19 protein-coding genes and 1 pseudogene are annotated in these 25,045 nt (G+C 65.8%); 11 read left to right on the top strand and 9 right to left on the bottom strand.

All coding sequences use genetic code 11. The features are described from left to right. Nucleotides 1–441 precede the first annotated feature (441 nt). Complete coding sequence (locus HCN08_RS36870; RefSeq protein ID WP_407648709.1) at nucleotides 442–960, bottom strand: putative antirestriction adenine methyltransferase; 519 nt, start codon at nucleotides 958–960, stop codon at nucleotides 442–444. A gap of 330 nt (nucleotides 961–1,290) precedes the next feature. Between HCN08_RS36870 and HCN08_RS07565 the strand changes: the two are divergent. Beyond that, nucleotides 1,291–2,378, top strand: a pseudogene (locus tag HCN08_RS07565) (IS630 family transposase). A 136-nt stretch (nucleotides 2,379–2,514) separates the two neighbouring features. Here the strand turns inward: HCN08_RS07565 and HCN08_RS07560 are convergent. From HCN08_RS07560 to HCN08_RS07535, 6 genes are all read right to left on the bottom strand, one after another. Continuing rightward, nucleotides 2,515–3,777: an AAA family ATPase gene (locus HCN08_RS07560; RefSeq protein WP_456319005.1), complete on the bottom strand. Its 1,263-nt coding sequence runs from the start codon at nucleotides 3,775–3,777 to the stop codon at nucleotides 2,515–2,517. A 179-nt stretch (nucleotides 3,778–3,956) separates the two neighbouring features. After that, the gene (locus HCN08_RS07555) at nucleotides 3,957–4,967 is read right to left on the bottom strand and encodes a hypothetical protein (protein WP_167982135.1); all 1,011 of its coding nucleotides are present in this window, start codon (nucleotides 4,965–4,967) and stop codon (nucleotides 3,957–3,959) included. 314 nt (nucleotides 4,968–5,281) lie between these two features. Next, entirely contained in the window at nucleotides 5,282–8,371 is a 3,090-nt protein-coding gene (locus HCN08_RS07550) for a type I restriction endonuclease subunit R (RefSeq protein ID WP_167982134.1), read from the bottom strand. A 23-nt stretch (nucleotides 8,372–8,394) separates the two neighbouring features. Continuing rightward, entirely contained in the window at nucleotides 8,395–9,561 is a 1,167-nt protein-coding gene (locus HCN08_RS07545) for a restriction endonuclease subunit S (RefSeq protein ID WP_167982133.1), read from the bottom strand. After that, on the bottom strand, nucleotides 9,558–11,168 hold the full coding sequence (locus tag HCN08_RS07540; RefSeq protein WP_167982132.1) for a type I restriction-modification system subunit M: 1,611 nt from the start codon (nucleotides 11,166–11,168) through the stop codon (nucleotides 9,558–9,560). Before HCN08_RS07540 ends, HCN08_RS07545 begins: the two co-directional genes overlap by 4 nt. Then, nucleotides 11,165–12,709 carry a type I restriction-modification system subunit M gene (locus tag HCN08_RS07535; RefSeq protein WP_206318511.1) on the bottom strand — a complete coding sequence of 515 codons (1,545 nt, stop codon included), beginning with the start codon at nucleotides 12,707–12,709 and terminating at the stop codon, nucleotides 11,165–11,167. The genes HCN08_RS07540 and HCN08_RS07535 overlap by 4 nt, the downstream gene beginning before the upstream one ends. 361 nt (nucleotides 12,710–13,070) lie before the next feature. Here HCN08_RS07535 and HCN08_RS07530 point away from each other — a divergent pair, with 361 nt between their 5' ends. Then, nucleotides 13,071–13,481 carry a hypothetical protein gene (locus HCN08_RS07530; protein ID WP_167982131.1) on the top strand — a complete coding sequence of 137 codons (411 nt, stop codon included), beginning with the start codon at nucleotides 13,071–13,073 and terminating at the stop codon, nucleotides 13,479–13,481. 160 nt (nucleotides 13,482–13,641) lie between these two features. Here HCN08_RS07530 and HCN08_RS07525 read toward each other — a convergent pair whose 3' ends face one another. Continuing rightward, the gene (locus HCN08_RS07525) at nucleotides 13,642–14,595 is read right to left on the bottom strand and encodes an FAD-dependent oxidoreductase (protein WP_167982130.1); all 954 of its coding nucleotides are present in this window, start codon (nucleotides 14,593–14,595) and stop codon (nucleotides 13,642–13,644) included. A 10-nt stretch (nucleotides 14,596–14,605) separates the two neighbouring features. Next, entirely contained in the window at nucleotides 14,606–16,051 is a 1,446-nt protein-coding gene (locus tag HCN08_RS07520) for a carph-isopro domain-containing protein (RefSeq protein WP_167982129.1), read from the bottom strand. Nucleotides 16,052–16,294: 243 nt separating this feature from the next. Here HCN08_RS07520 and HCN08_RS07515 point away from each other — a divergent pair, with 243 nt between their 5' ends. The 9 genes from HCN08_RS07515 (at nucleotide 16,295) to HCN08_RS07475 (ending at nucleotide 25,011) form a co-directional block, all read left to right on the top strand. Further along, the gene (locus HCN08_RS07515; RefSeq protein ID WP_167982128.1) at nucleotides 16,295–16,756 is read left to right on the top strand and encodes an ATP-binding protein; all 462 of its coding nucleotides are present in this window, start codon (nucleotides 16,295–16,297) and stop codon (nucleotides 16,754–16,756) included. Then, on the top strand, nucleotides 16,753–17,634 hold the full coding sequence (locus HCN08_RS07510; RefSeq protein WP_167982127.1) for a phosphotransferase: 882 nt from the start codon (nucleotides 16,753–16,755) through the stop codon (nucleotides 17,632–17,634). The genes HCN08_RS07515 and HCN08_RS07510 overlap by 4 nt, the downstream gene beginning before the upstream one ends. Before the next feature lie 45 nt (nucleotides 17,635–17,679). Next, the gene (locus HCN08_RS07505; RefSeq protein WP_167982126.1) at nucleotides 17,680–18,930 is read left to right on the top strand and encodes a methionine adenosyltransferase; all 1,251 of its coding nucleotides are present in this window, start codon (nucleotides 17,680–17,682) and stop codon (nucleotides 18,928–18,930) included. Next, nucleotides 18,927–19,850: an aminoglycoside phosphotransferase family protein gene (locus HCN08_RS07500; RefSeq protein WP_167982125.1), complete on the top strand. Its 924-nt coding sequence runs from the start codon at nucleotides 18,927–18,929 to the stop codon at nucleotides 19,848–19,850. The genes HCN08_RS07505 and HCN08_RS07500 overlap by 4 nt, the downstream gene beginning before the upstream one ends. Continuing rightward, a complete protein-coding gene (locus HCN08_RS07495; RefSeq protein WP_167982124.1) occupies nucleotides 19,847–20,554 on the top strand; it encodes a histidine phosphatase family protein in 708 nt (235 codons plus the stop codon). The genes HCN08_RS07500 and HCN08_RS07495 overlap by 4 nt, the downstream gene beginning before the upstream one ends. Beyond that, nucleotides 20,547–21,842: a serine--tRNA ligase gene (gene serS, locus HCN08_RS07490; protein ID WP_167982123.1), complete on the top strand. Its 1,296-nt coding sequence runs from the start codon at nucleotides 20,547–20,549 to the stop codon at nucleotides 21,840–21,842. The genes HCN08_RS07495 and serS overlap by 8 nt, the downstream gene beginning before the upstream one ends. Then, nucleotides 21,843–22,865 carry a glycosyltransferase gene (locus HCN08_RS36445; RefSeq protein ID WP_167982122.1) on the top strand — a complete coding sequence of 341 codons (1,023 nt, stop codon included), beginning with the start codon at nucleotides 21,843–21,845 and terminating at the stop codon, nucleotides 22,863–22,865. After that, entirely contained in the window at nucleotides 22,859–23,887 is a 1,029-nt protein-coding gene (locus HCN08_RS07480; RefSeq protein ID WP_240969876.1) for a hypothetical protein, read from the top strand. The genes HCN08_RS36445 and HCN08_RS07480 overlap by 7 nt, the downstream gene beginning before the upstream one ends. Before the next feature lie 440 nt (nucleotides 23,888–24,327). Further along, entirely contained in the window at nucleotides 24,328–25,011 is a 684-nt protein-coding gene (locus HCN08_RS07475; RefSeq protein ID WP_167982121.1) for a restriction endonuclease, read from the top strand. The last annotated feature ends 34 nt before the right edge of the window (nucleotides 25,012–25,045 follow it).

Raw genomic sequence — 25,045 nt, 5'->3', positions numbered from 1 at the left:
CGCACGAGAGCCGTCCACGCTCCGGGCGCCGCCCGACGACCGGTCGAGAGCGTCCGGGGCCGTCGCCGGACCACTGCGCCGGCAGCCCCAGGCCGAGCCTTCTGCGGCGCGCACCGCCGCGCTCCCCGGGAGCAGCCCGATGTCCTTCGCCTGTCCGAATGCGCTCCCCTCGCGCTCCCCTTGGCCTCTGCGCGCGTCACTTGCCGCGCGGGAGAACCGGCCAGGCGCGGGGGAAAAGCAAAACCCCAGGTCAGCGGGTGTCTGACCTGGGGTTTCGTGGAGCCGCCTTCGGGATTCGAACCCGAGACCTACGCATTACGAGGGCCGGTGGAGGCTTGCCGGTTGGTGGTAGCGGGTTGCGGGCCGTCCGAAACCCCCAGGCCAGCGGGTTCGCGGTTGCCGCGCCGTCCGGCGAGGAATGCCGGATGCTGCCCCGTCCGCTCACGCATCGCTCACGCATCCGGGAGGCTCTGTGGCCGCTTTCACCTGTACATTAGAGCACGTGCCTGACCCGCAGCAGCCGTGAGAGGGTACCCGCCACGAGGAGATCCGCAGACGACAAGGTGGCGGCACGAGGCCTCCTCGCAACGCTTCAGGTCGAGGACGTTTGCAGCGGGAGATGGCGTCCCTCTCGACGGTCTTCGGCGTGCTTGGCCTTCCACTGGTCTCAGCAGGTACGCACAACACGCTGACGCCAGAGCCCATCGCGGTCCACGCTGCCCAGGAAGCGGGTGTGCCCAGCATCAGGGTGGCGACAGTGCCCACACCGTCGTCCAGAGGGCCGGTCGGCTGACTGGTGAGCCACCAGGTGATCGCCGTGGTGTAACTGGACACATCAGAAGAGTGCGGCGCGAAGCCGAGCCCAGCAAACAACCTCTCGCTCGTGAAGTTCCCGCAGCACCACACATAGGCCGGACCCTGCGGCCAGGCCGCGGCCGTCTCGCGCACGACGACGCGCATCAGGCCGGGGTTGGTGACCTGCAACAATTCTCGCCTCCGAAGCACGCGGAGGACGAACCGTCGTGGCGCCCGGTCGGCGTGCCGAACCGGGCGTCACGTTGGAAACCTACTGACCCTCAAAGGGTGGTGCCGTCATGGTGGTGCGAGCGCGAGTCCGGTGCCGGTGAGACAGCCCTCAAGGACGTCGAGGCGGTATTGGAGTCGGTGTATGCGGCGGTTCCCGCTCAAAACGGGGTACAGGTGGCGCCACGTCGTCTACGGCAACTACTTCGCTCTGACCGTCAGTGTCCTGAGTCGTTAGTTCTCTTGCGGTTGTAGGCGGGCCGGTGCCTGGTCCGAAGCCGTTTGCCGTTGGAGTTGTCCGATCGCGCAGGCCGGGTGTTGCGGGGCTGGTTGCGCAAGCAGACCGCTTCCCACGCGCTGGTTTTGGGATCGAGGATCGTGCTGGCGTGTGCGGAGGGCCTGTCGAACGCGCAGGTCGCGGATGGCCTGGGTATCTCTCGGGAGACAGTGCGCAAGTGGCGGGCCCGGTTCGTCGCGGACCGGCTGGAGGGACCTGGTGGACCGGCCGCGTGCGGGGGCGCCGCGGAAGATCACGGACGAGCAGGTCGAGGCCCTGGTCGCCAGGACGCTCGGCCAGTCGCCGCCGACGGGTGATTCGCACTGGTCGACACGGTCGATGGCCGAGGCGGGCCGGCATGTCGCAGTCGGCTGTCTCGCGGATCTGGCGGGCGTTCGGTCTCAAGCCGCACATCGTGGAGACGTGGAAGCTGTCGACTGACCCGCAGTTCGTGGGCAAAGTCCGCGATGTGGTGGGCATTTACATGTCCCCGCCGGAGAACGCCCTGGTCCTGGCGGTGGACGAGAAGTCGCAGATACAGGCCCTGGACCGGACCCAGCCGGTGCTGCCGATGGCGCCGGCCACGCCGGCGAAGATGACGCACGACTACGTCCGGCACGGCACGACCAGCCTGTTCGCAGCCCTGGACATCGCCTCCGGCTCGGTCATCGCCCAGCACTACCGCCGCCACCGCCACCAGGAGTTCCTCCGCTTCCTGAAGGTCATCGACGCAGCCGTCCCCAAGGACCTCGAACTCCACCTGATCCTGGACAACTACGCCACCCACAAGACCGAGCCGGTCAAGAAGTGGCTGCTGCGACACCCCCGCTTCCACCTGCACTTCACTCCCACCTCGGCGTCCTGGCTCAACCTCGTCGAGCGCTGGTTCGCCGAGCTGACCTGCCGCAAACTCCGCCGCTCAGCCCACCGAAGCGTCGTCGAACTCGAACGGGACCTCCGCGGCTGGATCAACGAGTGGAACAAGGGCCCCAAGCCGTTCGGCTGGACGAAGACCGCCGACGACATCCTCGAAACCCTCGCCGCATACTGCACACGAATTAACGACTCAGGACACTAGCAAGTGGCAGACATGGCCTCGACGGCAGTGGAGTCGGGCAGGAAATTAGTTCCACTGGGTGGGAACTTTCTCCAGAAGGCTTCGGCCTCACTGTCGCCGACCATGAGCCCGAGGACCTCGCCTCCGCCATCCTCGATCACTCGGGAGACATAAGCGCCTCGATCCGCTCCACGAGTTGCCGAACTTCTCTGCGGTACGGGCTGCCCTTCTCGAGCCACCGCGCCGTGTATGAGATCAGCTGAGGCAAGGGAACGCCGACAGACTCACTAACGATCTTGGGTTGGTCATGAGGGTCGCTCGCCTCGGTATCGGCGACTGCCTGGTCTAGTTCCTCCCAGGCGATATCGAGGCCCCTTGCTGCTTTCTTTAAATCAGCAGTAATAGCCTCCATGACTACAGCCTCGGGATCACCGTCGCCGGGCAGGTATGCGAGCCACGGCCCCTGGTATTTGGGATCCGTTCGAATGTCACCATCCAATACCCCGAGGAAATGCATGCCCGGATGTGTTGGCCCAAGGGCACCGGCGACCGCCGTGACTTGGTCAGCGCCTCGCACGTCCTGGACTAGAACGTGATGGCGCAGATTCGGTGCGCACCGGGCAAGGACGGCCTCTAGTAGCGCCTTGGCGAAGCCATCTTCTACCAGCAGCACTGCTTCGGGGCGCGGTTTCAGCCCCAGAACCCTGTTAACTTGCGCCGGAATGCCTCCAGCGGAGATCACCACTCCCTGATCCCCAGGACCTCGCTGGATCGTTCGCAGCGATGCGGGTGGCAGTATCTGCGCGATCTCCGGCGAGTGAGAGGCGACGACGACGGAAATTTGCTGTTTGAGCGACCACCCGATGATCTCGTGCAGTAGGCGCTGCCGGGACTTGGGGGACAGAAAGTTCTCCGGCTCGTCGAGCAGCACGATGCTTCCCCTGGGAGCCCTGCGCAGCGCCTGGAGCATGACGCAGGCAGCCAGCTCTCCCAAGCTCATCTTGTCAGGGCCGTATGCCGTCCTCGCGTAGGTCAGCTCGTGGTAGAACCAGGTGCGCGGCTCGCCACTCTCGGGGTTCTGCCGGTCCAACTCCTGATAGGAGATGTCCTCGTATTCCCGGCCAAGGATGTAGCGCAGTGCCGCGTCCGCCCAGCGGTGGGGCGGGGACTTGGCCGCCGAAGCACGAAGGGCTTCCAACTCGTCGTCCGAGGTACGTCGCACCTGGGTCAACACGTCGAAGCACTCGCGCGCGGTGTCGATGTACAAGCATGGCGTGTTGGCTACGGCAAGATTCGTGTCGTCCAGTGGCGGCGGAGCGCCCTTCTTCGCCGACGGGCCGTGCAGTACACGGCCAGTGATCCGTACTGAGGGCACTTGTCCGTCATAGGCCACCGAGAATGTGCCAAGCTCGTGCGCCATCGTCCGCAGGAACTGGGTCTTCCCCACACCGCTTACACCACACAGCAGCGTGACACCTGGCGCCATCTCAGCCAGCACCGTACCCAGATGGGCATGCCCGTCGATGTAAACCTCACGCAGGGGCGACTGCGCCTTACCTTCAGCGAGTTGACGGTACCCCTCTCGGACCTCGGCCTCTCTCAACGCCATTCCCCCCAGGAACCGAGGCTGCCGTGGGCCCAGAGCAGCTCATCCAGGTCTTCGTCCTCGAGCGCGGCGGCGTCCGGTCGCGTAAGCGTTTCAAACATCCGCATAACAGCCGGCACCGGTTCCGTACGACGCGACGGGGCGCCGCCCGTCGCAACCAGAAACAGCCAGAGGATCGCGTCACGCAAAATGGTCGCGTCGGGGCCGTGGGCTGCCACGGCAGACGATTCGTTGAATCTGGCGAGGAGAGCTTCGTAGGGAAGGCCCTTCATCCCGGAACGCAACGGTGGTCGCATGTCGAGACTAAGGCGGGCGGCCAGCCTGAGGCGTTGCGGTTCAAACCATTCCAGGAGATGCCCGAGATGGTGCTCGGAGCCCGGTCCGAGGCACCTTCGGGCGTGAATCATGACAAGCAGCCAGCTCAATAGTGTGGGCTTGACAAAGCGGACGGCGGGAAGGTCGAGCGCGGGTAGAGAGAGCAATTCCTTTAGCGCTTCGGACACCTCATTCAGTGTCTCAGGGGAGACAGGGTGCCCGGACTGCAACCGATCAGCGAGCTCCTTGCTATCCGCGGCGGCGGTGCGGACGCTTCCCTCCTCCACGGCGACGAGCGCCCTGCTAATCAGGTCGTCGTATGCCAGACCGACGTTGCCGAAGCTGACCCGTTCTTCAGTCAGTCCCCAGTCAACGGCATTCAGGACCAAGTCGCGCACTTGTGCTCCGAAGGAGCCCGATTCCACCAGCTTGCGCCCTGTCTCGGAAAGACCTGTGCCGTCGTTCAAGCGCAGGAGAGCCGAGCGCAGATCGGCGGCGGGCATCCCCTCGATTTCGAGCACAACCAAGGGGTAGTCGTCGATCGCCGCGCGAAGGCCAGACGGCAGATTCGGGTATAGCCTCCCGTCAGACTCACGAAGCACCGGGTCGTGGGGAGTGATCCGACCATCCAGGTCGAGGCGGCCATCGACGAACTCATACAACGTTGCCAGCCGACGCTGGCCGTCCATGACAGTGCGTACATCGTCCGGTCCCTGCACCACGTGTAGGGACCCAATGGGCCAGCCACGGAGGACGGAGTCCAGCAACAGGTGCTTACGTCGCTTGGGCCACTCACCTGTACCGCCAGGATCGGCCGCCAAGCGCAGTCGTCCGCCACGCAACTCGGTGACCGCCTCCCGCACGGTCATGACCGTGGGCCGCGCGGCGGAGCGAAGTACCCGCGGTGAAGCCAAGGCGATCGCCTCCTCTCTGCGATTGCGCAGGTCAGAACGGTATGGAGCGTACTGGACGGCACTGACATTCCAGAGTCCGGCAGTTCGTTTCAGTAGTACTGGCGGATGTAGTCGTACGCCTTCTGGAAGAGTTCCTCGTCCTTCTGCAGCTGATAGCGCATCAGCGTGCGCCTAAGCGCCCTTTTCACTTCGCGCTCACCGCTGACGGTCCGTTGCCACCCAGGGAACCTCACATTCCGGACGATGTCATCGATCTCCTCGACTAGCTTGGCAACTGCCACGGGGGTTTCCGCAGTACGGGAGGTCTCGAACAACGTCGTCAGGGCGGTGCGTCCTTCCTCCTCCGGGCTCTGTGTCTTCCGGTCCTGCTCTGCGTCCCGCTCGGCAGCAGCGACATCGCGAGCGAGGACCAGCAGCGCCTTGAGGTACTTGACGCTGTCGAGCTGATCTTGTTCGTACTGCAAGCGCAACCGCTCCAGCCGCTCTGACAAAGAGTCGAACGATGCCTTCCCTCTGTGCCGGGAGATCCTCTGAGCCAGATTCGGTTGGAGCCTGCGTACCCCCTGGTCTGCCGGCTGCCTCTCAAGGTATTCCGCAAGCTCGGCGTCGATCACGAGCGTTTCCAGGTGTCCCGGCGGAGCATCGGCGTGGATGTTCCGGTTGATCAGTTCCCGGGTCTTAGGTCCGAGTGAGCGCCACAAGAGCGGCGTCGTCGCGGTAGACGGGCGGACTGAGTGGTGGATCTGCGCAAGCCACCGATAGTCGGCGAGGTGGTCGTTCAGCCTAGGATCGGGAGACAGCGCCTCCCACAGACGCGACAGCGTTGCGAACGCGATAGCGAACTGCTCCCGGGTGTCCTCGTCGGGCAGCTTCTGCTGGGCCGCGAAGAGCCCTTTGTAGCCGTCCTCCGTCCGATCCACCCCTTGGAAGAACTCAAGACAGTCCTCCAATGCCTGGGGCAACTTGTCCCACAGCTTCTGGATGTCCTGGACTGTCTGCTCCATTGACTGCTCATCAAACCGCAGCGCCTTACTCAAGGGACCGAAGACACCGAGATAGTCCACGATTAGCCCGTGAGTCTTTTCCTGGTCGCTGCCAGGTGCACGGTACGGACGGTTAACGCGGCACACGGCCTGGAGCAGCGTGTGATCCCTCAACGCCCTGTCCAGGTACATGGTCTGCACGATCGGAGCGTCGAAGCCAGTGAGAAGTTTCGCGGTGACGATGAGGATCTTCAGTGGGTCGTCTGGGTCACCGAACCGCTCCAACAGAGCGGCTTCCTCGACCTTGGTACGGCTGTAGCGATCTTTAAGTGGCTTAGGCAATCCCGAAGCGGAGACAACAACTTCGGATGCTTGGGGGCCGAGCCGCTTGTCCAGCTCTTGCTTGTAGAGGTGACATGCCTCTTGGTCGAAGACCACCACCTGCGCTTTGAAGCCCTCTGGCTCGACCTTGGCAGAGAAGTGCTCGGCGATGTCGTCGCACACGCGACGGATCCGGTCGGGCGCCTTGATCAGGGCACCCATACGAGCCGCACGCCGCTGCATAGCGGCCTTCTCCGCCGCGCCCAGCCCCTCGGTAAGCTGGTCGAACTCGGCGTCCAGTACCGACCGGTCGATCTGGAACCGCGAATCCCTCGGCTCGAAGTGCAGTGGCAAGGTGGCCCTGTCGCGGATGGACTGAGCCTGGGAGTACTTGGACAGGTAGCGACCCTTGTCCGTCTCGGCACCGAAGGTGTTGAAGGTGTTGACGTCACTGCGGTTGATCGGTGTACCGGTGAGACCGAAGAAGACGGCGTTGGGCAGGACGTGGCGCATGCGCAGGCCGAAGTCGCCGTCCTGCGTCCGGTGGGCCTCGTCCACCAGGCACACAATGTCACCGCGCGTGGATATCACATCACTGAGCTCTTCTCTCCGGAATTTGTGGACCAGAGTAACGATGATCTTCCGCTGGCCACTGGCCAACATCTCGCGTAGTTCCGAAGCACCATTGGCAGAGACGACGTTGGGCACATCGGCTTCGTTAAAGATCGTCGTGATTTGCGTATCGAGGTCCTGGCGGTCCACGACGATGAGCACAGTAGGAGCCGGCAACCGAGGATGTGCCCTCAGCGCCTGAGCAGTGAACACCATCAGCAGGGACTTGCCGGAACCCTGGAAGTGCCAGATCAAACCCTTTCGGGGGGCATCTGGATCAGCCACCCGGTCCACCATGCGGCGGCCGGCCTCGTACTGCTGATAGCGGCAGACTGTTTTAGTCTTGCGGTGGTTCTTGTCGGTGCCAAAAACGGTGAAGCTGCGCAGGATGTCGAGCACGGTGTCCGGGGCGAGGAGCCCCTCCACGGCACGGCGGAGTGCTGAAGGGCCGGTGCCCGACGAACGGTGCTCGTTCGAGAGGGATTCCGTGTCACTGGCGGAGATGAGTGACGGAACGTCCTCAGATTCGTCGAGGAAACCGGATCCCTCATCGACATGATCGGCATTAGACTGCCGCGTTCTGGGCTCGCCTACGTCCCAACCAACGCGCCAAGGCCCCCACTTCTGGAGTGGCGTCCGTACAGCTCCATAGCGGAGATCCCTACCATCCGTAGCGAAACAGAAGGCGTTGGGGACGAAAAACTCGGGTACATCCTGCTGGTACACGTCTATCTGAAGTGCGCCGTCAGCCCAGGTGACACCCCGTCGGGTAGCCGACTTTGCTTCGCCAACCACCAAAGGTAGTCCGTTAACCCACAACACATGATCGAATCTGACCTCTACGCCGCCACGGCGGAAGGTCACCTCCGTGGCAACTCTGTAGGTGTTGCGCGTCAGATCATTGAAGTCGACCAGCTGCACTGTGACGTGCTCGTGATCCGTCCCGAATGGCATGGACCGCTCACCGAGTAGCCATGAGCGGAAATCCGCATTGGCCTTCACAACCCCTGTGCTGCGGGCAGAGAGGACGAGTCCGGTGAGTCGGTAGATCACCTCGTCGGCATGATCGGAATCGGCAGCAATCTCCGGGTTGAGCCGGATCAGGGCGTCGCGAACCTCAGACTCGACCAGGACGTCCGTCTCAACCCTGTCCAGCGCAGATCCGGCGACGTGGGCCCAGGCAAGTTGACCTGGGAAGGTATCAGACAATTCAGACAGAACATCGGTCACGAAAGCCTGAACTGTGGTCCGTTCGTCGAACATCCGCTGCTCCCGTCTCCTGTTCCTCAGCCGTTCAGCACCGCGTTCAGTGTCCGTGACATGAGGGTACGGGTTTCCTCCAAGCCCTGCTCCAAGGTTTGCCGCAGCTCACGGGCGGCGGCGAGGCGATCCACCACGCGCTGCTGGTCCGCTTTGGGCGGGACAGGGATGGGCTGGGACGAGAGCAAGCCGGCTGAGAGATGGGCTAGCGACGTGGTTCGCTTCGCAACTCGCGCGAACTGTCCCATGTGCAGGCACCGGCGGAACCATCCATGGGCGAACTCGGGCAGGATGTCGCCGCTACTTCGGAACCGAAGCAAAGAATTCTGGAAACAGCAATCGCTAAGTTCGCTACGATAGATAGCGGAGCGTCCCACGTATTCTAGGCTCTGCCCTTCATTGAGTAGAACGTCCCCGTCGCGGAGCTGATACTTGGTAAAGCCAGTCTCATCAAAAGTCATCGCCCGCACATCATCGAGGAACAGTTCATCGTCCCCCACATTGGCTACCCGAAGATAGGGGCGACTTCTTCCACCAGAACGCGTTTGGGAAGAGAGCCCTTGCCCAAGTTGAACATCTCCAGCCTCATCCACGCGCCGAACCGGCCATGCCGGCTCGTCATACAACTCAACCAGCGCAGAAACCTCTGCTTTCTGAGCAGCCTCCAGCGCCGACCTCTTAGCCAGCACCGTCTCCTCGAATGCCCACATCAGGCCAGCGATTCGCTGCTGTTCACTCAACTGAGGTAGCCGGAATTCATACTTCGCAACATCGGACCAGTTCACGTAGGGGTTGATCGAACCCCTAGACCAGGTGATCGAGTGGGCATGAAATGTTTCGGCCATCATGGCCAAAGGCAGGAACTCGGGCAGTAGTTCCTGCGGGTTTGCACTCTCCACGACGAAAGTTTTATCGGCACAAACGCCCGCAAAATCTGCGCGTGCTACCTTACGCAGGTAGGGTCGCCGCGAGCCGTAGAGGACATGCCCCGGCCGGAATCTGCGGTAGAACGCGGGGCCCAGATCGGTATCCTTGACCAGCCCCCACTTCCTTATGGTGAGTTGGCCCGACTCCATGTGTTCGCCTGCTACGAAACGCTCCACGTCATCCGCAACTGGGTCCACTACATCTCTGATCTGCCGGACTACCGAGCCGAAGGTGACCACAGACCAAACGTCACGGTTCGCAGTCATTCCTCGTCTCCCCGAATTCTAGCGATGGCCCGTTTCGCGGCCTGCATATTGTCACGCATTGAACCATCCCACTGTGACACGGCCTCCGGCAGCGGGATGCTATCGCCGACCATTTCCCCAGTGGGGATCTTTTCGACATGCCGACTGATTGCGAGGTCAGCCTTTGCTGCGATAAGAGATTCCAAGCTCACTACTGCTGACAAGCCCTGAATATCAGCAAAGCCCTCGTACGCCACGAGGATCTCCGCGATGTGCTCTTCGCTCAGGAAGGACTGCCCTTGAGTGCGCTCGATCAGGTGCATCGCATCAATGAATAGGACTTTTTTTCGACGTTTCGCCGGCTTCCGCGTGCGACAGATGACGACGCACGCCTCCATTGGAGAGTTGTAAAATAGGCCCGGCCCAAGGCCCAGAACGCACTCAAGCAGATCGGACTCGATGAGTTTCTGTCGCATTTTGCGCTCGTCCGCGCGGAAGAGCACGCCGTGCGGGAGGAGGATCGCACATCGTCCTGTGTCCGGGTTAAGAGAAGTTGCAATGTGCTGCAAGAAGGCGTAGTCCGCTCGTCCCTGTGGCGGGACGCCCCAGATGTTGCGCTTGTACGGGTCCTCGGTGAAAAGGTCCCGGTTCCATTGCTTGATGGAGTAGGGAGGATTAGCCAGGATGACGTCGAAACGGCGCAGCCTATCCCCTTCGAAGAACAATGGATCGGCGAGCGTATCGCCGCGCTCGATCCTGAACTCTTCGATTCCGTGGAGGTACAGGTTCATGCGGGCAATCGACGAGGTCATGACGTTGAGTTCCTGGCCAAAGAGCCCCAGCCGTCGGTGATCCTCACCTTGGTCCTTGACTTCCGCTGCCGCGGTAACCAACATGCCGCCCGTGCCGCAGGTCGGGTCGTACACGCTTTCGCCTGGCTGTGGCCGCAACATACGCGCCATCAACCGGACGAGCGTCCGGTTGGTATAGAACTCCTGGGCCGTGTGCCCGGAGTCGTCGGCGAATTTCTTGACCAGAAACTCGTAGGCCCGGCCTAGTTCGTCCTCCGGTACCCGGGACAGCGACAACACTTGCGTCGAGAAGTGTTCCAGCAGGTTCCGCAGAGTCTCGTCAGAAAGACGCTCCTTGTTGGTCCACTGCGCGTCGCCGAAGACACCAGTCAGCTGGTCTGGATTGGCAGACTCGATCTGCTGCATGGCTTGCTTGAGGGCCTTGCCGAGGTCTGCACTCGCTGATCGTACGTCTTCCCAGTGCGCTCCATCCGGAATCTGGAAACGGTAGTTCTCTCTCTTGGCTACGGTCTCCAGATCGTGATCACCATAGGCGGCAATCGCCTCTTCCCGCTCCTCGTCGTACACATCACTGATGCGCTTGAAGAATAGCAACGGGAAGATGAACTGCTTGTAGTCACCGGCATCAATCAGCCCACGCAGCAGGGTCGCGGCTCCCCAGAGATAGCTTTCCAGTTCACGCTGTTCGAGGTGCTGCGGTTCCCGCAGTTCGAGCCCCGGCAGGACATCGATACCAGCCTGCTTTGCCCCGCTCTTGTGATTCGCCTGGTCTGACTGGCTCTGGCGAGGAACGACGATGGTCTCCTGGTGATTCATCCGAGCAGTTCCCATTCTTTGAGCTGCCTACGTAGAGCGTCCTCGGTCATGGCTACGTCGGCCAATGCCCCCTCCAACGAGGCGACTGCCTCAACGAGGGGCGCGAAGTTTGCGCGGGTGTCCTCGGCTACATACAACGGAATATTGAGACTTCCGCCGTTATCGTGAATCTCTGCCAGGTCAACGAGGCGACTGCGACCAGCAATATTGGCGAAGGCTCGGTACCAACCGTGGATGCGGGACACATGCTGGTCTTCCAAGGTGTTCTGGTTGCGCCCCTTACGAAACTGGTCCGCTGCATTTACGAAGAGAACTTGGCGCTTTCGACCGGCAGGCTTGTCGTGCCGAAGCACCAAGATGCACGCGGCGAGGCTAGTGCCATAAAAAAGGTTGGTACCCAGGCCGATGACCGCTTCGATGACGTCGGACTCCACGATCTTGTCGCGAATCTTTCCTTCAGCCCCGCCGCGGAACAACGCCCCCTGCGGGAGTACTACTGCCGCCCTGCCCTCGTCCCGGGACATCGAGGCAATCATGTGCTGAACCCAGGCGAAGTCGGCCGAGCGCCGTGGGGGAACGCCTGTAAGGCCCCGCTGGAATAGATCGTTGCCCCAATCCTCCTCCCCCCAGGCTTGTAGAGAGAAAGGAGGATTGGCGATTACGCAGTTGAACTGGCGCAGGGCGTCCTGGTCGAGGAACTTCGGGTCGCGCAGAGTGTCTCCGCGTTCGATATAGAAATCCTCAACACCGTGCAAGAAGAGATTCATCCTCGCGATACCGGAGGTGGTCAGGTTCTTCTCCTGACCAAACATCTTCGCCCTCAAGTATTTTGGATCATCCTTACGGCGAACGAAGTGATGAACGACCTCGATCAGCATCCCGCCCGTCCCGCAGGTCGGGTCGTAGACAGTCTCGCCTTTCTGCGGATCAAGGATGTCGACAAGGAGACGCACTACCTCGCGAGGAGTGTAAAATTCCCCTGCCTTCTTGTTCGAGAGGTCGGCGAATTTCTTGATCAGGTACTCGTATGCCTGACCCAGCAGATCGGCTTCGACGACGGAGTTGCCGAGATGGCGCCCTGAGAAATGGTTGAGCAGTTGGCGCAGTACCTTGGCAGGCAGCCGGTCCTTGTTCGTCCAAGGGGTGTCGCCGAAGATCCCGGCGAGGGTGTCTGGATTTGCCTTTTCGATCTCTCGGAGTGCCGTGGCCAGAGCCTGTCCGAGTGCCTCATCTTTTGCTTCCACAACCTTGTGCCACATGTGCTCGTGGGGGATGTCGAAGCGATGTTGGTCGGCATAACTTGCGAACGTAGTATTGCCTCCGGACTCGTCCAGGGCCTCCTGGAACTCCTCCAGATATACGTCACAGATCCGCTTGAAGAAGAGCAGCGGAAAAATATAACTCTTGAAGTCAGCCTGGTCAATCAGCCCTCGAAGAATCTGGGCGGCACCCCACAGATGCGATTCGAGCTCCCCCAGAGTGAGCGGGGCCGGCGTCCTCGGTAGCAGTTCAAGCTGCTCGGCCACGTCCTCGTGGGTCACAGTCGCCGACTCCGATCTCTACTCCAGCTGCTTAGCCGGACAAGCGTACCGTCTGGGCGCTGAGTGACAGCAGCAGTCGTGTAGTCGTTCGCCCCCGCTCTGCACGGGCTGGCATGTCGGCAAACGAACACAGACCAGCCCGCCACCAAAGAGGTCCTGGTGAGGCGGTGGTAAGCAACGTGCCGCGTGCAATGACGCTTGCCTGGAGAAACAGTTCCGTCACATGAGGGTCCCCTGCTCGCACCGGTCGAAGACCGGGCCCGGCTCCCGTACGTCGTCGCCGGGGGTGTCCTTCTAGCAGGCAGCGAAGATCTGCCGAGCCGGTGCCGGTCACCGGCCCCATCGCCGCCCCGGTCTCGGCATGCGTACCGACTTCCGAGAGCGTGGCCAGTCGCACCTGGGGGAACGCCGAGGGATGTGTGCTGCCGCCGGCGTAGCCGAAGGCGTCGGCGTTGGCGGCCGTGTGGGGAGCGTCCTGCTCGAAGCCGTCGACGGCCATCAGCCGCCAGCCGCCCAGGAATGCGCCGGGAGTGAGCAGCTCTGCAACCGGCCGCGCGACGGTGTCGAACAGGTCAGCCAACACCGCATCGCCCAGACGCTGCCGGGCCCGCGCGACCGCGCCGCTGCCGGTGACCTCCCAGCCGGAATCTCAACGGCTCGGCCGGGCCAGACCGTCGGACAACTCCGTGATGATCTCCTTGTAATCCATCTTCACCGCCCCACCGGAACCTTTCAGCAGGTCACCGCACTGACCAAGCCCGGCGAGACCTAATCCCGAGGCTGCAGATCGCCACGCCCAAGCAGGTCGTCACCCTCTAGCCCGCAACCCGCTGACCAACATGAACGCCACCGCCGAGAGAAACACCCACCAGGCGCCACACCCATGTCTGCCCAGGTCAAAGGGCGGACTCGCCCCTCCCGCCCGCCGAATTTCAAATACGAAGGTAGCGTTTTTCGATCTTTTGAGCGCAGCCCCAGGAGAGGGTAACGCCAGCGCCACCGTGGCCGTAGTTGTGCACGACCAGCCGGCCGTCGTGGCGCGGCTCGGCTTCGACGCGGACTGCCGGGCGGGTGGGGCGGGTGCCGATGCGGTGGGCCAGGACGCGGGCTTGTGCGAGGCGAGGCTCGACCGCGGTGCAGCGGTGGAGGATCGCGTCGGCGGCGGCCGGGTCGGGGGCGAGGTCGCCCTGGCCGTCGATGGCGGTGCCGCCGAGGACGACGGTGTTGCCGTGGGGGTAGATGCAGAGCAGGTCGGGGGAGGTGCCGGTGTCTTCGGAGAAGAAGTCGGTGAGGCCGGGGTTGGTGACGACGACATGCTGGCCGCGGATCGGGCGGAGGTCGTGATCGGCGGCGAGGTGGCGGGCGCCGAGGCCGGTGCAGTTGACGACCGTGCGGCCGAGGTCGGGGTCATCCAGGTCGGTGACCGTGCCCTGCTCGATGGTCGCGCCGGCAGCGAGAAGACGGTCCCGCAGGTGGGCGAGGTAGACGGGCATGTCGATCAGGGGGACCTCGAACCGGTAGCCGGCGGTGAAGCCGGGTGGGAGTGCACTCACGGGACAGGGCTGGAAGCCCGGCAGCGTCATGGCCCACTCCGGCGGCGCGTCGGCGTGGCGGGAGGCTTCGATGCCGGAGGCGATGCGTACGCCGGTCGTCGGATCGCCAGCGAGCGAGCGGAAGACCCCCAGCGAGTGCCAGCTCCACTCGTCGACCTTGTCCTTGGGCTCGACCAGGTACGGCCCCCACATGGCCCCCGCGGCCAGCGACGTACGCCCGGGGATGTCCTCGGCGATCACCCGCACCCGCAGTCCGGCCTCAGCGAGGACGACGGCAGTGGTGAGGCCGGAGACGCCGGCCCCGATCACGGTCACCTGCTCGGTTGCAGCCACGGGAGCGACCCTAGCGTCCGGCGATCGCACCTGCCGGGTGCTCAGCGAGGCGGTTTTCGAGTTCGGGGAGGAAGCCGCGGACGTGCGGGTTGCGCTGCCGACGCCGCAGATCCCCGGCGAGTTGCTGGAGGACCGCGGTGCTGCGCGGTGAGCGGACGGTGGCCAGCCGCTGTGTGGCCGTTGCTGCGATCTGGCACGCCAGCTCGGTCTCGCCGGAGCTGGTGTAGCCGAGGGCGAGCCATGCTCCTTCGAACAGGGCCCGCCGCTGGCTCGGGTCGTCGAGGGGTACTTCGTGTGCGCCGGTGGCCAGCAGCGCCGTTCCGCGGGTGACGAATCGGCGGCCCTGTGCGGTGGCGCCTTCGCCGCGTCGCACGCGACCGAGATGGATGAGGGCGTAACCGGCTTGGCAGTCCAGGTGGTTGCCGGTCAGGTAGTACATCCAGTGGGGTTCGGAGCCGTCCGGGGCGGAGGATTCGACCAGTTCGCGGGCGGTCTCCCGCGTGCGGTCGAAGTCCGTTGTGCGGCCGGCGGTGGCATAGGCATAGGCGAGCCGGGACAGGACCGATGCACGCACGCCGTTCGGCGCGCCTTCGCTCGTCCGCACAGCAGCCTCGCCCAAAACGACGGCATCGGCCGGGTGTTCGCGGCCGGCAGCCTGGAAGGCGAGGTCGGCGAGGATGTGCGCGGCCAGCGGGCGGTCGTTGACCTGATGCGCGGCGCGCAGAGCGGTGACGAGGTAGCGCTGGGCCAAGCCGTGGTCTCCGGCGTCGAAGGCCATCCACCCGGCCAACTGCCCTACCTCGCCCAGCGCGTGGAAGAGCCTGGTGGTGGCGTACGCCGAGTGTCCGCCTTCGTGCAGCAGAAGCGCTACGGCGCGGAACTGCGCGCCCACGTAGGCCAGATGCCGTGCGCCGCCGTGCTCGTCGTCGAGGAGTTGCAGCAGGGGAAGGTTCTGCTCGACCTGGTCGATCAGCGGGTCCGAGCCGGTGGGCTGCGAGACACGACCGGTGAGCCCGCCGCGGCCGGCCGAACCGTCCACGTATTGCGAAACGAGCGCGAGGAGCGCGGAACCGGAAGCGGCGAGGAAGCGGCGGCGGTCACGTAACCCGCTGGCCACCCAGTCCTCCACGATGCCTCCCAGCTCACGTGCGGTCCATGGCCGCGCCAACTCGCTGTCGGCCGGCACGAGGACCGGCGACGGCGTCGACCGCGCCTGCCACAGCCACTCGACGGTCACGGTCCGGCCCAGCTCCTGTGACAGCACGTGCGCCACGGCGGTCGGCAGCGGAGACCGGGGAAGTGCGCCCTGGTCACGCCAATGGTAGGGCGCGCTCTCGGAGACGGTGCCGTCGCCGAACGTCCGGTTGATCTTCCGTGCGAGGACTTTGGGACTCCAGCCCAATTCGTCCAGGCACGTCGCGAGTTGGAGGTTCGGTCCCTCGGGACGTCGGCTCATGCAGCGGTCCACCCCCGCGTTGCTGTGCGCCTTCGCCCATCCCATGATGCCGCCGCGAAAGGGCTGGTGGTCAATGCGGCAGCGAAGTTGACCGAGTTGACCGCTCGATGGGCTCCTGCGGTCCGCACGCTATCGGGTGTGCTGGGACAGCGACAGAGGGCAACCAGACCGACGGTCGGTGCCTGCCTCCCCCGTCAGGCATCGGCCGTCACCTCCCACCCGCAGGCTGAGGAGAGGCTCCCCATGAACCACCAGCAGCTCCCGGCCCCGGACGAGTTCCACGTCCAGGCCGACACCGATGCCATCGGCGAAGCCCGGCAGAGAATCGTCCGGACTGCGCAGCGCTGGAGCGTCCCCCTCTCGGACTCGGCGCTGTCCGACGTCGAGTTGTGTGCGAGCGAAGTGATCACCAACGCCCTCACGCACGCCGGTGACGAGTGCTGGGTGCGTACGCGATGGACGGGGCGGTTCCTTCAGATCGAGGTCACCGACCGTTCCCCGCGACCGCCCGTGCTGTCCGCCGCGCTGCCCGACGCCACCGGCGGCAGGGGTCTCGCTCTGGTCGAGTGCTTGTCCCATGACTGGGGCTGGGTTCCGCGGGACCCCGGTAAGACCGTCTTCTTCCTCGTGGCTGACGACGATGTCCCCAAAGGGCCGGCGACTGTCGACGCCGAACTTCTCGCCTGCGCCGGGCGGTTGGCGTGACGGCGACCGTCGGCGAAGCGTTGAGCCACCGCTTCGGGCCTCTCATTCCCCTTCACGACAAGCCCCTGTCCGCGATGTGGCGCGCGTACGGCGACAAGGCCGTGCTGAAAGTCTACCGAGGCATCGCGCCTGCCGAGCGGCGCAACCGGGAGGCCCAGGCGCTCGGCCTGGCCCGCGGCTGGGGCCTGCCCGCGCCGGCGGTACGGGACAGCGGTGACGAAGACGGGTGCTGCTGGCTGTTGCTCGACGCCGTCGGCACGGCCGGGTCCACGGCGCCCCCCGACGACCCGGTAGGCGCCTTCGTCCAGCGAACCCTCACGCTGACGGAAGCCCTCCAGCAGCGTCCCGCACCGATCAACCCCGGGCCCGGGTGGCTGCCGAGCGGCAGCAGCTTCCCGACCAACAGCCACGCGCTTCTCGCCCAACTCTCCGCACGGTGTGCGCAACGGCCGTGGTGGCATCGGCTGTCGAACGCCCTGACTTCCCTGAACGGCGAACCGATTGCCTACCTACACGGCGACATCAAGCCCGAGCACTTCGTGGACGACGGCAGCGCCGTCCACGTCGTCGACTGGGAGGCAGCCGCACGCGGCCCCGCCGTGTCGGACACCGCGGACGCCGCCTTCCACCTGATCCGCGACCTGATCTACGGGAACAGGTCGGTACTGCCCCTCGACGGCATCGGCCTGCTGCCGGTCAACGGCCCGATCGCCGCTTGGCGCCTCGTCCTCTGGCTGGACCGCCGCCGACCGGACGACCTCTCCCTCCTCACCACAGCCGACGTGAACCGCCTGATCCGCGCCACCAGCACCGCCGACGTCCTTCGTCGCCTCAGCCGCTTGGTCACCGTCGCGCGTGAAGCGCGAGTTCCGCGGTAGCGCCACTACCACCCCTGCCCGTAGCCCTGACTTCAAGGAGCCCACGTGAACCGCACCGTCAGCACGTCCGGACGCAGTCGAATCGTCATCGAGACCGGTACACCGCGCCCCGAAGCCACCACCATCGTCGAGCGCAAGGGTCTCGGCCACCCGGACACCCTCGCCGACCACTTGGCCGAACGGCTCTCACAGGCGTACAGCCGCTACACCCAGGAGACCTTCGGGGCCGTGCTCCACCACAACTTCGACAAGCTCGCGCTGCTGGGCGGCGCGAGCCGGGTCGAGTACGGCGCCGGCGAGATGAAGGCGCCCGTCCGCGTGCTCGTGAACGGACGGGCCGCCCGAACCTGTGGGGACAGCGAGATCCCCGTGCAGGAACTGGCCGAGCAGACGGTGCGAGCGTTCTTCGCCGAGAGGCTGCCGGAGTTGGCCGACCATCTCGACCTCCGCTTCCACATCACCGCCAACTCCAGCCCTGGCGCGGTCATCACCGACGCCGGCGCACCCGAACGCACGCGTTGGTTCGCGCCGCGGTCGGTGGAGGACCTACGGGAGCGGCGGGCACTGATGGCCAACGACACCTCGATAGGGACCGGTTGGGCTCCTCACAGTCCCTTCGAGGCGTTCGTGCGCGAGGTGGCCGACGGCTTCTCCGGCGTCTCGCCCTTCACGCGGGAGCACCCGTGGTGCGGCAGCGACGTGAAGGTCATGGGTTACTACGACGGCGAGCACGCCGACGTCGTCCTGTGCGTCCCGCAGAAGAGCCGGTTCGTACCTGACAGGGCTGCCTACCTCGCGAACAAGGAGGCGGTTCTCGCCGAGTGCCGCCGGATCGCGGTCGACCATCTGCCGGGCACACCCGTCGACTTCCGGCTGAACGTGCGCGACGTGCCGCAGAAGGACGAGCTGTACCTGACGTACACCGGCAGCTCCATCGAGTCCGGCGACGAGGGCGTGGTCGGCCGCGGCAACAGGGTCAACGGCCTCATCACCCCGCTGCGGCCGATGAACATGGAGGGCGCCAGCGGCAAGAACCCCGTCTACCACGTCGGCAAGCTCTACAACTTGGCCGCCGCCCGCCTGGCCCACCGCCTGCACGAGGAGACCGGCGGGCACGCCGAGGTGCACATGGTCAGCGCGACGGGCGAACCGCTGGACCAGCCGTGGCGCGTCCTCGTACGCCTCTCGCGACCGGACGCCCACGTCGAGACGGTGCACTCCCTCGTCCTGGAGACCCTCGCAGGATTCCCGGCCCTCACCCAGGAGCTGGTGCAGGACGGGGTGCTGCTCAGTTGACGACGACCTGCCGTGCTCTGCCACCCCTCCCGGAGACGTGCCGCAGCCGCCTGCTCGCCCACTACGGTTCAGCGGCGACGACGTGGCTCAACGGAGTTCCGGGCTTACTCACGAACGCCGGTCGCCGGTGGAACCTGAATCTCACCGGCTACCACGACGCCGGCCACGCCAGCGTTCTCGCCACGGCTCACGACCGCGAGGGCAGCCCCGTCCTGGTGAAGATGTGGTTCGACGCCGACCGCTACGCCCGCGAGACCGCAGCCCTGCGCCTTTGGCGCCCGGGACAGGACCGCGTGCTCCTGGCGGCGGATGACGAACACCGCGTGGCGGTCCTGCGCATGATCGCCGGACGACCGGGCGGTGACAAGCCACCGTCCGACGAGACAGCCCGTGTCGCGGAAGCAGTGCAGCAGGCCCACGGTATCGGCCGGAACGTCCGCCCCGGCAGGTTTCCCCCGCTTGCCGACCACATCCGCAACGAGATCGAGCCCCGTATCCGGGAGCGCGGACGCACCAGCCGCTACGGCCGGCACATCGCGCAGATCACCCCGTATCTGGCCGGGCTTTCCGCCGATGCGGCCCGCCGTACGGTGCTGCACGCCGACCTCTACCGGGAGAACGTCGCCTTCACCCGCCAAGGCCGCCCGATGCTGCTCGACCCGCTGCCCATGCAGGGCGACGCCCTCTTCGACTGGGCGTTCTGGACGCTCTACTACCGGCTCGGCAACGGCACGGACGACCGGCTCCGCGAAGCCGCTCGCCGCTCGGGCGTCGCACGAAGCAGCATCCTGCCCTGGTGCCTGCTCATCGGGCTGCACGGCCTCCTCTACTACGAAGACACCCGAGACCCTCGCCATCAGCAGATGGCCGACGTCCTGACCGTCCTGCTCTCGTACGCCGAGAAGGAGACGACACCGTGACGACGATCCTGCTCCGGCACGCGAGCACCTCCTACAGCACTCACTACCTGGTCAACGGGGACCCGGGCGTTCGGCTGCCGCTCGACGCCGAGGGCGTCGCCGCGTGCCACGTCCTGCGTGCCTCCGGCTCCCTGCGGCACCCCCGCACCTGGGTCACCAGCGCCTTCCCGCGGGCGCAGCAGACCACGATCCTCCTCGCCGGTCCGGCCCAGCTGGAACCGCGCATCGACGCTCGCCTCAACGAACTCGACTACGGCGACTTCGAGGGCGGGCCGTTCCTCGACTACGCCGACTGGCTCGGCCGGCACGGTCCGTACATCCGCCCGCCCGGGGCCGCCGAGTCCCAGCACGAAGCCGTCATCCGCATGCTCGCCGCCGTCAGGGACGCCTTGCGGCATCCCGGCCCTCGGGTCGTCGTGGCCCATGGTTTGTTGCTGTCCCTGCTCACCTGGACGATGGCCGAGCCGTCCGACGAGCCGCTCCCGCTCTTCTTCCCGGAAGCCCGATGCTTGGACCCTTTGGTCGTCACCGACACTCGACTGCACGGTCTCACCAGCCGGTTGATCGACAGACTCACCAGCGAGGGGGTTCACGCACCGCCGACCGGGGGTGGCCGGGCGGAATCGCCGCAAGCAGGTGTCCCCATCCTTGCTAACTTCGATCCTCTACGGACCCCGCCCGAGGAGAGATCCCCTCATGCATGATGCACGCGCTCTGATCGACATGGGAGACGAGGCGGTACGCCGCCTCGCCCGTCGCGGCTACGACCTGGACCTCTCCTCCCTGGAGTCCCTCCAGTCCCGCCGCAACCAGAGCATCCGCATCGCCGACGAGCTGCGCGCCGAGTCCAAGACGGTCGCGGCCGAGGTGCAGAAGGCCGCCAAGTCCGGCGGGGACACGTCCGCGCTGAAAGACCAGGCACGCAAGCTGAAGGAGCAGATCCGCGAGGCGGAGGCCGAGCAGGAGCGGGCTCAGGAGGAGTTGACCCAGCTCCTGCTCACCGTCCCGAACCTGCCTGCCGACGAAGCCCCTGACGGCGACTCGGAGGACTTCGCCGTCGAACAGCGCCGCGTCCGCACCCCGCCGTCCTTCTCCTTCGAGCCGAAGGACCACGTCGACCTCGGCGAGGCCATGGGCATCCTCGACTTCGGCCGCGCTACCAAGCTGTCCGGCCCCCGCTTCAGCGTCCTTCGCGGTGTCGGCGCGGCCCTGGAACGCGCCCTGGCCACGCTCTTCCTCGACCTGCACACCCGCCGACACGGCTACACCGAGCACTCCGTGCCGTTCCTGGTCACACGCAAGACCATGACCGGCACCGGCCAGCTTCCCAAGTTCGAGGAAGACCTGTTCGCCACAGGGGTCGCGGACCGCGAGCTGTTCCTCATCCCGACGGCCGAGGTTCCACTCACGAACCTGTACGCCGACGAGATCATCCCGCCCGCCGAGCTGCCGATCGCCCTGACCGCGCAGACGCCCTGCTTCCGCTCCGAGGCCGGCTCGTACGGCCGCGACACCCGCGGGCTGATCCGCCAGCACCAGTTCTCCAAGGTCGAGATGGTCCGCATCTGCGCGCCGGGCGACTCCCGTGCCGAGATGGAGAAGATGACCGGCCACGCCGAGGCGTGCCTGAAGGAACTCGACCTCGCCTACCGCGTCGTCACCCTCGCCGCCGGCGACACCGGGTTCTCCGCCCGGCTCACCTACGACATCGAGGTCTGGCTGCCCAGCCAGAACACCTACCGCGAGATCTCCTCGGTCTCCGACTTCGGCACCTTCCAGGGCCGCCGCGCCGGCATCCGCACCCGCGACGAACACGGCAAGTCCACCCCGGCCGCCACCGTCAACGGCTCCGGCCTGCCCGTCGGCCGCACCCTGGCCGCCGTCCTGGAACAGCACCAGCAGCCCGACGGCTCCGTCCTGCTCCCGCAATCCCTTGTCCCGTACCTCGGCTTCCGCCGCATCACGGCGGACGGCAAACCCTCGGAGGCATAGGTGTTAGTCGGCGTCTGCGACTTCCCCGGCAGCTACGCGTTCCCCCCGACCGGCTATGGCGGGATCGAACGCTGGCTGTGGGCCGTAGCAGTAGGGGCGAAAGCCGCAGGCGCCGACGTACACCTCCTCGGTCCCGCCTGGCGCGACGACCTCGGCACGCGGTGGACCCGCAAGCCGGTCAGGCTGGAGGACGTCGGGCGGGGGTCGGCCGCGGCCCGCGACCTCGCCGCTTGTGGGTACGACCTGCTGGTCGTCGGTCACGAGTACCCGACGCTGCCCGCCTGGCGTCGCATACGGGACACGCTGGACTGCGACGTCGCCACCTTCCAGCACAACCCCGACTTCCGCCACGCCCCGGATGCCTTCGACGGCAAACGCCACCGCCTGTACTGCTACTCGCCGGAGATGATCGAGCGGTACGCGGCTTGGCGGCCCCGCCAGGAGTTGGCCGTCCAGCTCGGCCTGGACGAAGCCGAACCACCCGCCATCAAGGGCGACGATCTGGTGTGGCTGGGCCGTATCGACGGCGAGAAGGCCCCGCACCTGGCCGTCCGCGCCGCCCAGCTCCTCGGCCGCCGCGTACGGCTGGTCGGCCCGGTCTTCGACCGCGAGTACGTCCAGCGGCACGAGCGGCTGCTCACCGCCGACCACGTCGAGTGGGTCGGCGAACTCGGCGGCCCCGCCAAAACCGCGGCCGTTCACAGCGCCGGCACGTTCGTCTACACCTACGCCCGCGACTACGTAGAGGCCGGCGCGGCCGTCTTCGGCGAAGCCCTACGCGCCGGCACACCCGTGGCTGCCCTGACCTGGCGTGTAGGCACCTGCGCCGAAGCGGCACTCTGCCCAGACACCGGTGCCGTCACCGTCCTCGGGGCCGAGGCTGACGACGAGAGGGCAGCACAGGCACTCGCCGAAGCGATCCGCCGCACAGAAGACCTCGACCCGGCCACGATCCAGGCCATCGGCAAGGACCGCTTCGACCCGCAGCGCCACTTCAACGCCCTGGCCAGCCGCTCATGCTGACCACCGCCGACGCGGCCGACATACCGGGCCTGCTCCGCAAGGCCCTTGGCCCCCGCTGGAACTTCACGTTTGACGGCCCGCACCTCGACATCCGCCACCAGGACCACGGAACGCCCTACCGCCCACCCCGCCGCACCCTGCCCTGGCCAGACCTGCTCGCGCGCCTGGAGTCAGCCTTCGCCGAGCAGGGCATCCCCCGAGCCCCCTGCCTGCCCCTGCGCTGGGGCCGCGAGACCGAACTGACGATCTCCGCCATCCAAGCCTTCGACCCCGTCCTCAAAGACGGCGGCACCGTCCCCTACCGCCATGGCTTCCTTCCCCAACCCGTCGTACGTCTCACTGCCAAACGTGATGCTGACGGCACCCTCCAGGACGGCTTCCTGACGTCCTTCGTCAACACTTCCCGCGTCGAGTTGCTCCCTGACCTGCCCGCCTACACCACCGCCTTCGATCAGCTCCTCACGGTCCTGTCCCGCCTGAGCCTCCACGTTCGCCACATCACCTTCCGCGGCAACCTCGCCATCTGGCGCCGCCGCCAAGTCGAAGGCATCACCCTGCGCTTCGACCACGCCGGCCTCCCCCTCGGCGACGTGGTCCTCCTCTGGAACGCCGCCCACCCCGACCGCCTCGTCCTCGACCTGGGCACGTCCCTCGAACGCCTCGCCTGGACCCGTAGCCGAACCTCCTGGACCCATCTGGTCTTCGGCGCCCTGGCCGACGCAGCACCTCTCGGCGTTCTCGACGCGCTTCGCACGGCCACGCTCCTGCTTGGCAGTGGCATCGCCCCTTCGGCGCGTGGCCCGGGCAACATCACGCGCCGGATCATGCAGCACATTCCCTCGGAAGCGGCCGCCCTTGGGGTGAGCCGAGCCGTCCGCCATTTCCATCAGTACTGGCGACACACCAGCGGCGTCGCCGTCAACTGGCCAGAGATCGCAGCGCAGTTGGAGGACTTCCTCGGGGCCGGAACCCGGGTCTCAAGAGGTAGTCGGCGAGCGATCGCCCTGGCGACCGGAGAGTGACGTCGGCGCCAAGCCCCGGTCCGCTGGTATGCCAGGTCGGAGGCACCCCGCACCCCTGTTGATCACTTCCCGTGACCTTGCCGGGACTGATTGTCAGTGGTGGGTGCGAGCATGAAGTGCGCGCGGGGGCGGGCGACAAGACAAGGGGGGCGCATGCCCTGGGTACAGGAGTACGTGAAAGCAGATGGGACGCAGGTGCGGGCGCACTGGCGTTCTGCGGCAGGTTCCGGGACCGGGGTGCTGGTTTTCGGCCTGATCTTATTAGCGGCGGCGGGTTACCACGGCCACACTCCCGCGGACGCGGGACAGACCGGGCCTACCCCAGCGCGCAGGGTGCACTATCCGATCACCTTTGCGCCCGTGGCGGGACACCCGCAGCATGCTGTGCCGCGGTCGACTGTCTCCTATCCGATCAGGTTCCCCTCCAAGGGGAGCGAGCGATGAGCCGCAGGCAGCCGGCCAGGCGCCGGCGCACGCGCAAGAAGAACAACGACGCACTGATCCTCGCCCTCTTAGTCGCCGTCGTGGCGATCGCGATCGTCGTGACGGTGGTCAGTTGGCTGCTCAGCCACGTGTGGATCCTCGTACTCCTGCTGCTCCTGGCGGGCGCCGCAGGTAGAGCGTGGGCGTACCAACGTATCCAGCAGACCCGTTGGGAGGCCGTGCGCGCTCAGGGCCTGCGGTACGCCCTCTCCCAGCTCGACGTTCTGCATCACCGGCAGTTCGAACACGCCGTACGCGATCTCATGCGCAGGGACGGGTGCCGCGATGCGGTGCAGGTAGGTGGCGCGGGCGACAACGGGGCAGACGTGAAGGCCACCGACCCCTTCGGGCGGCGGTGGGTGATCCAGTGCAAGCATCGCCGTGACGGCGACCGCGGATCCGCTGTCGGGACGCCGGACTTGCACGTCCTGAACGGCACCGCCCGCCAGTTGCACGGCGCGGATGTCGTCGTCCTGGTCACCAACGGCCGTTTCTCCGCCAACTGCCCGCCCCTGGCCAAGTCCCAGAGACTCCACCTGGTCGACCGGCGCCTGCTGGGAATGTGGGCGTCGGGATCACAGCCCATATGGGAAGTGCTCCGCGAGCTTCCGCCTCCTCGGAAGGCATCGACGCTCTCCTGACGGCGGCGGGGCCAGCCGCAGCTGTGCACGGCCT

The organism is Actinacidiphila epipremni (assembly GCF_012034175.1).
Lineage (GTDB): Bacteria > Actinomycetota > Actinomycetes > Streptomycetales > Streptomycetaceae > Actinacidiphila > Actinacidiphila epipremni.
Note: the sequence above shows the minus strand (reverse complement) of the source record. Positions and strands in the feature narration are given on the sequence as shown.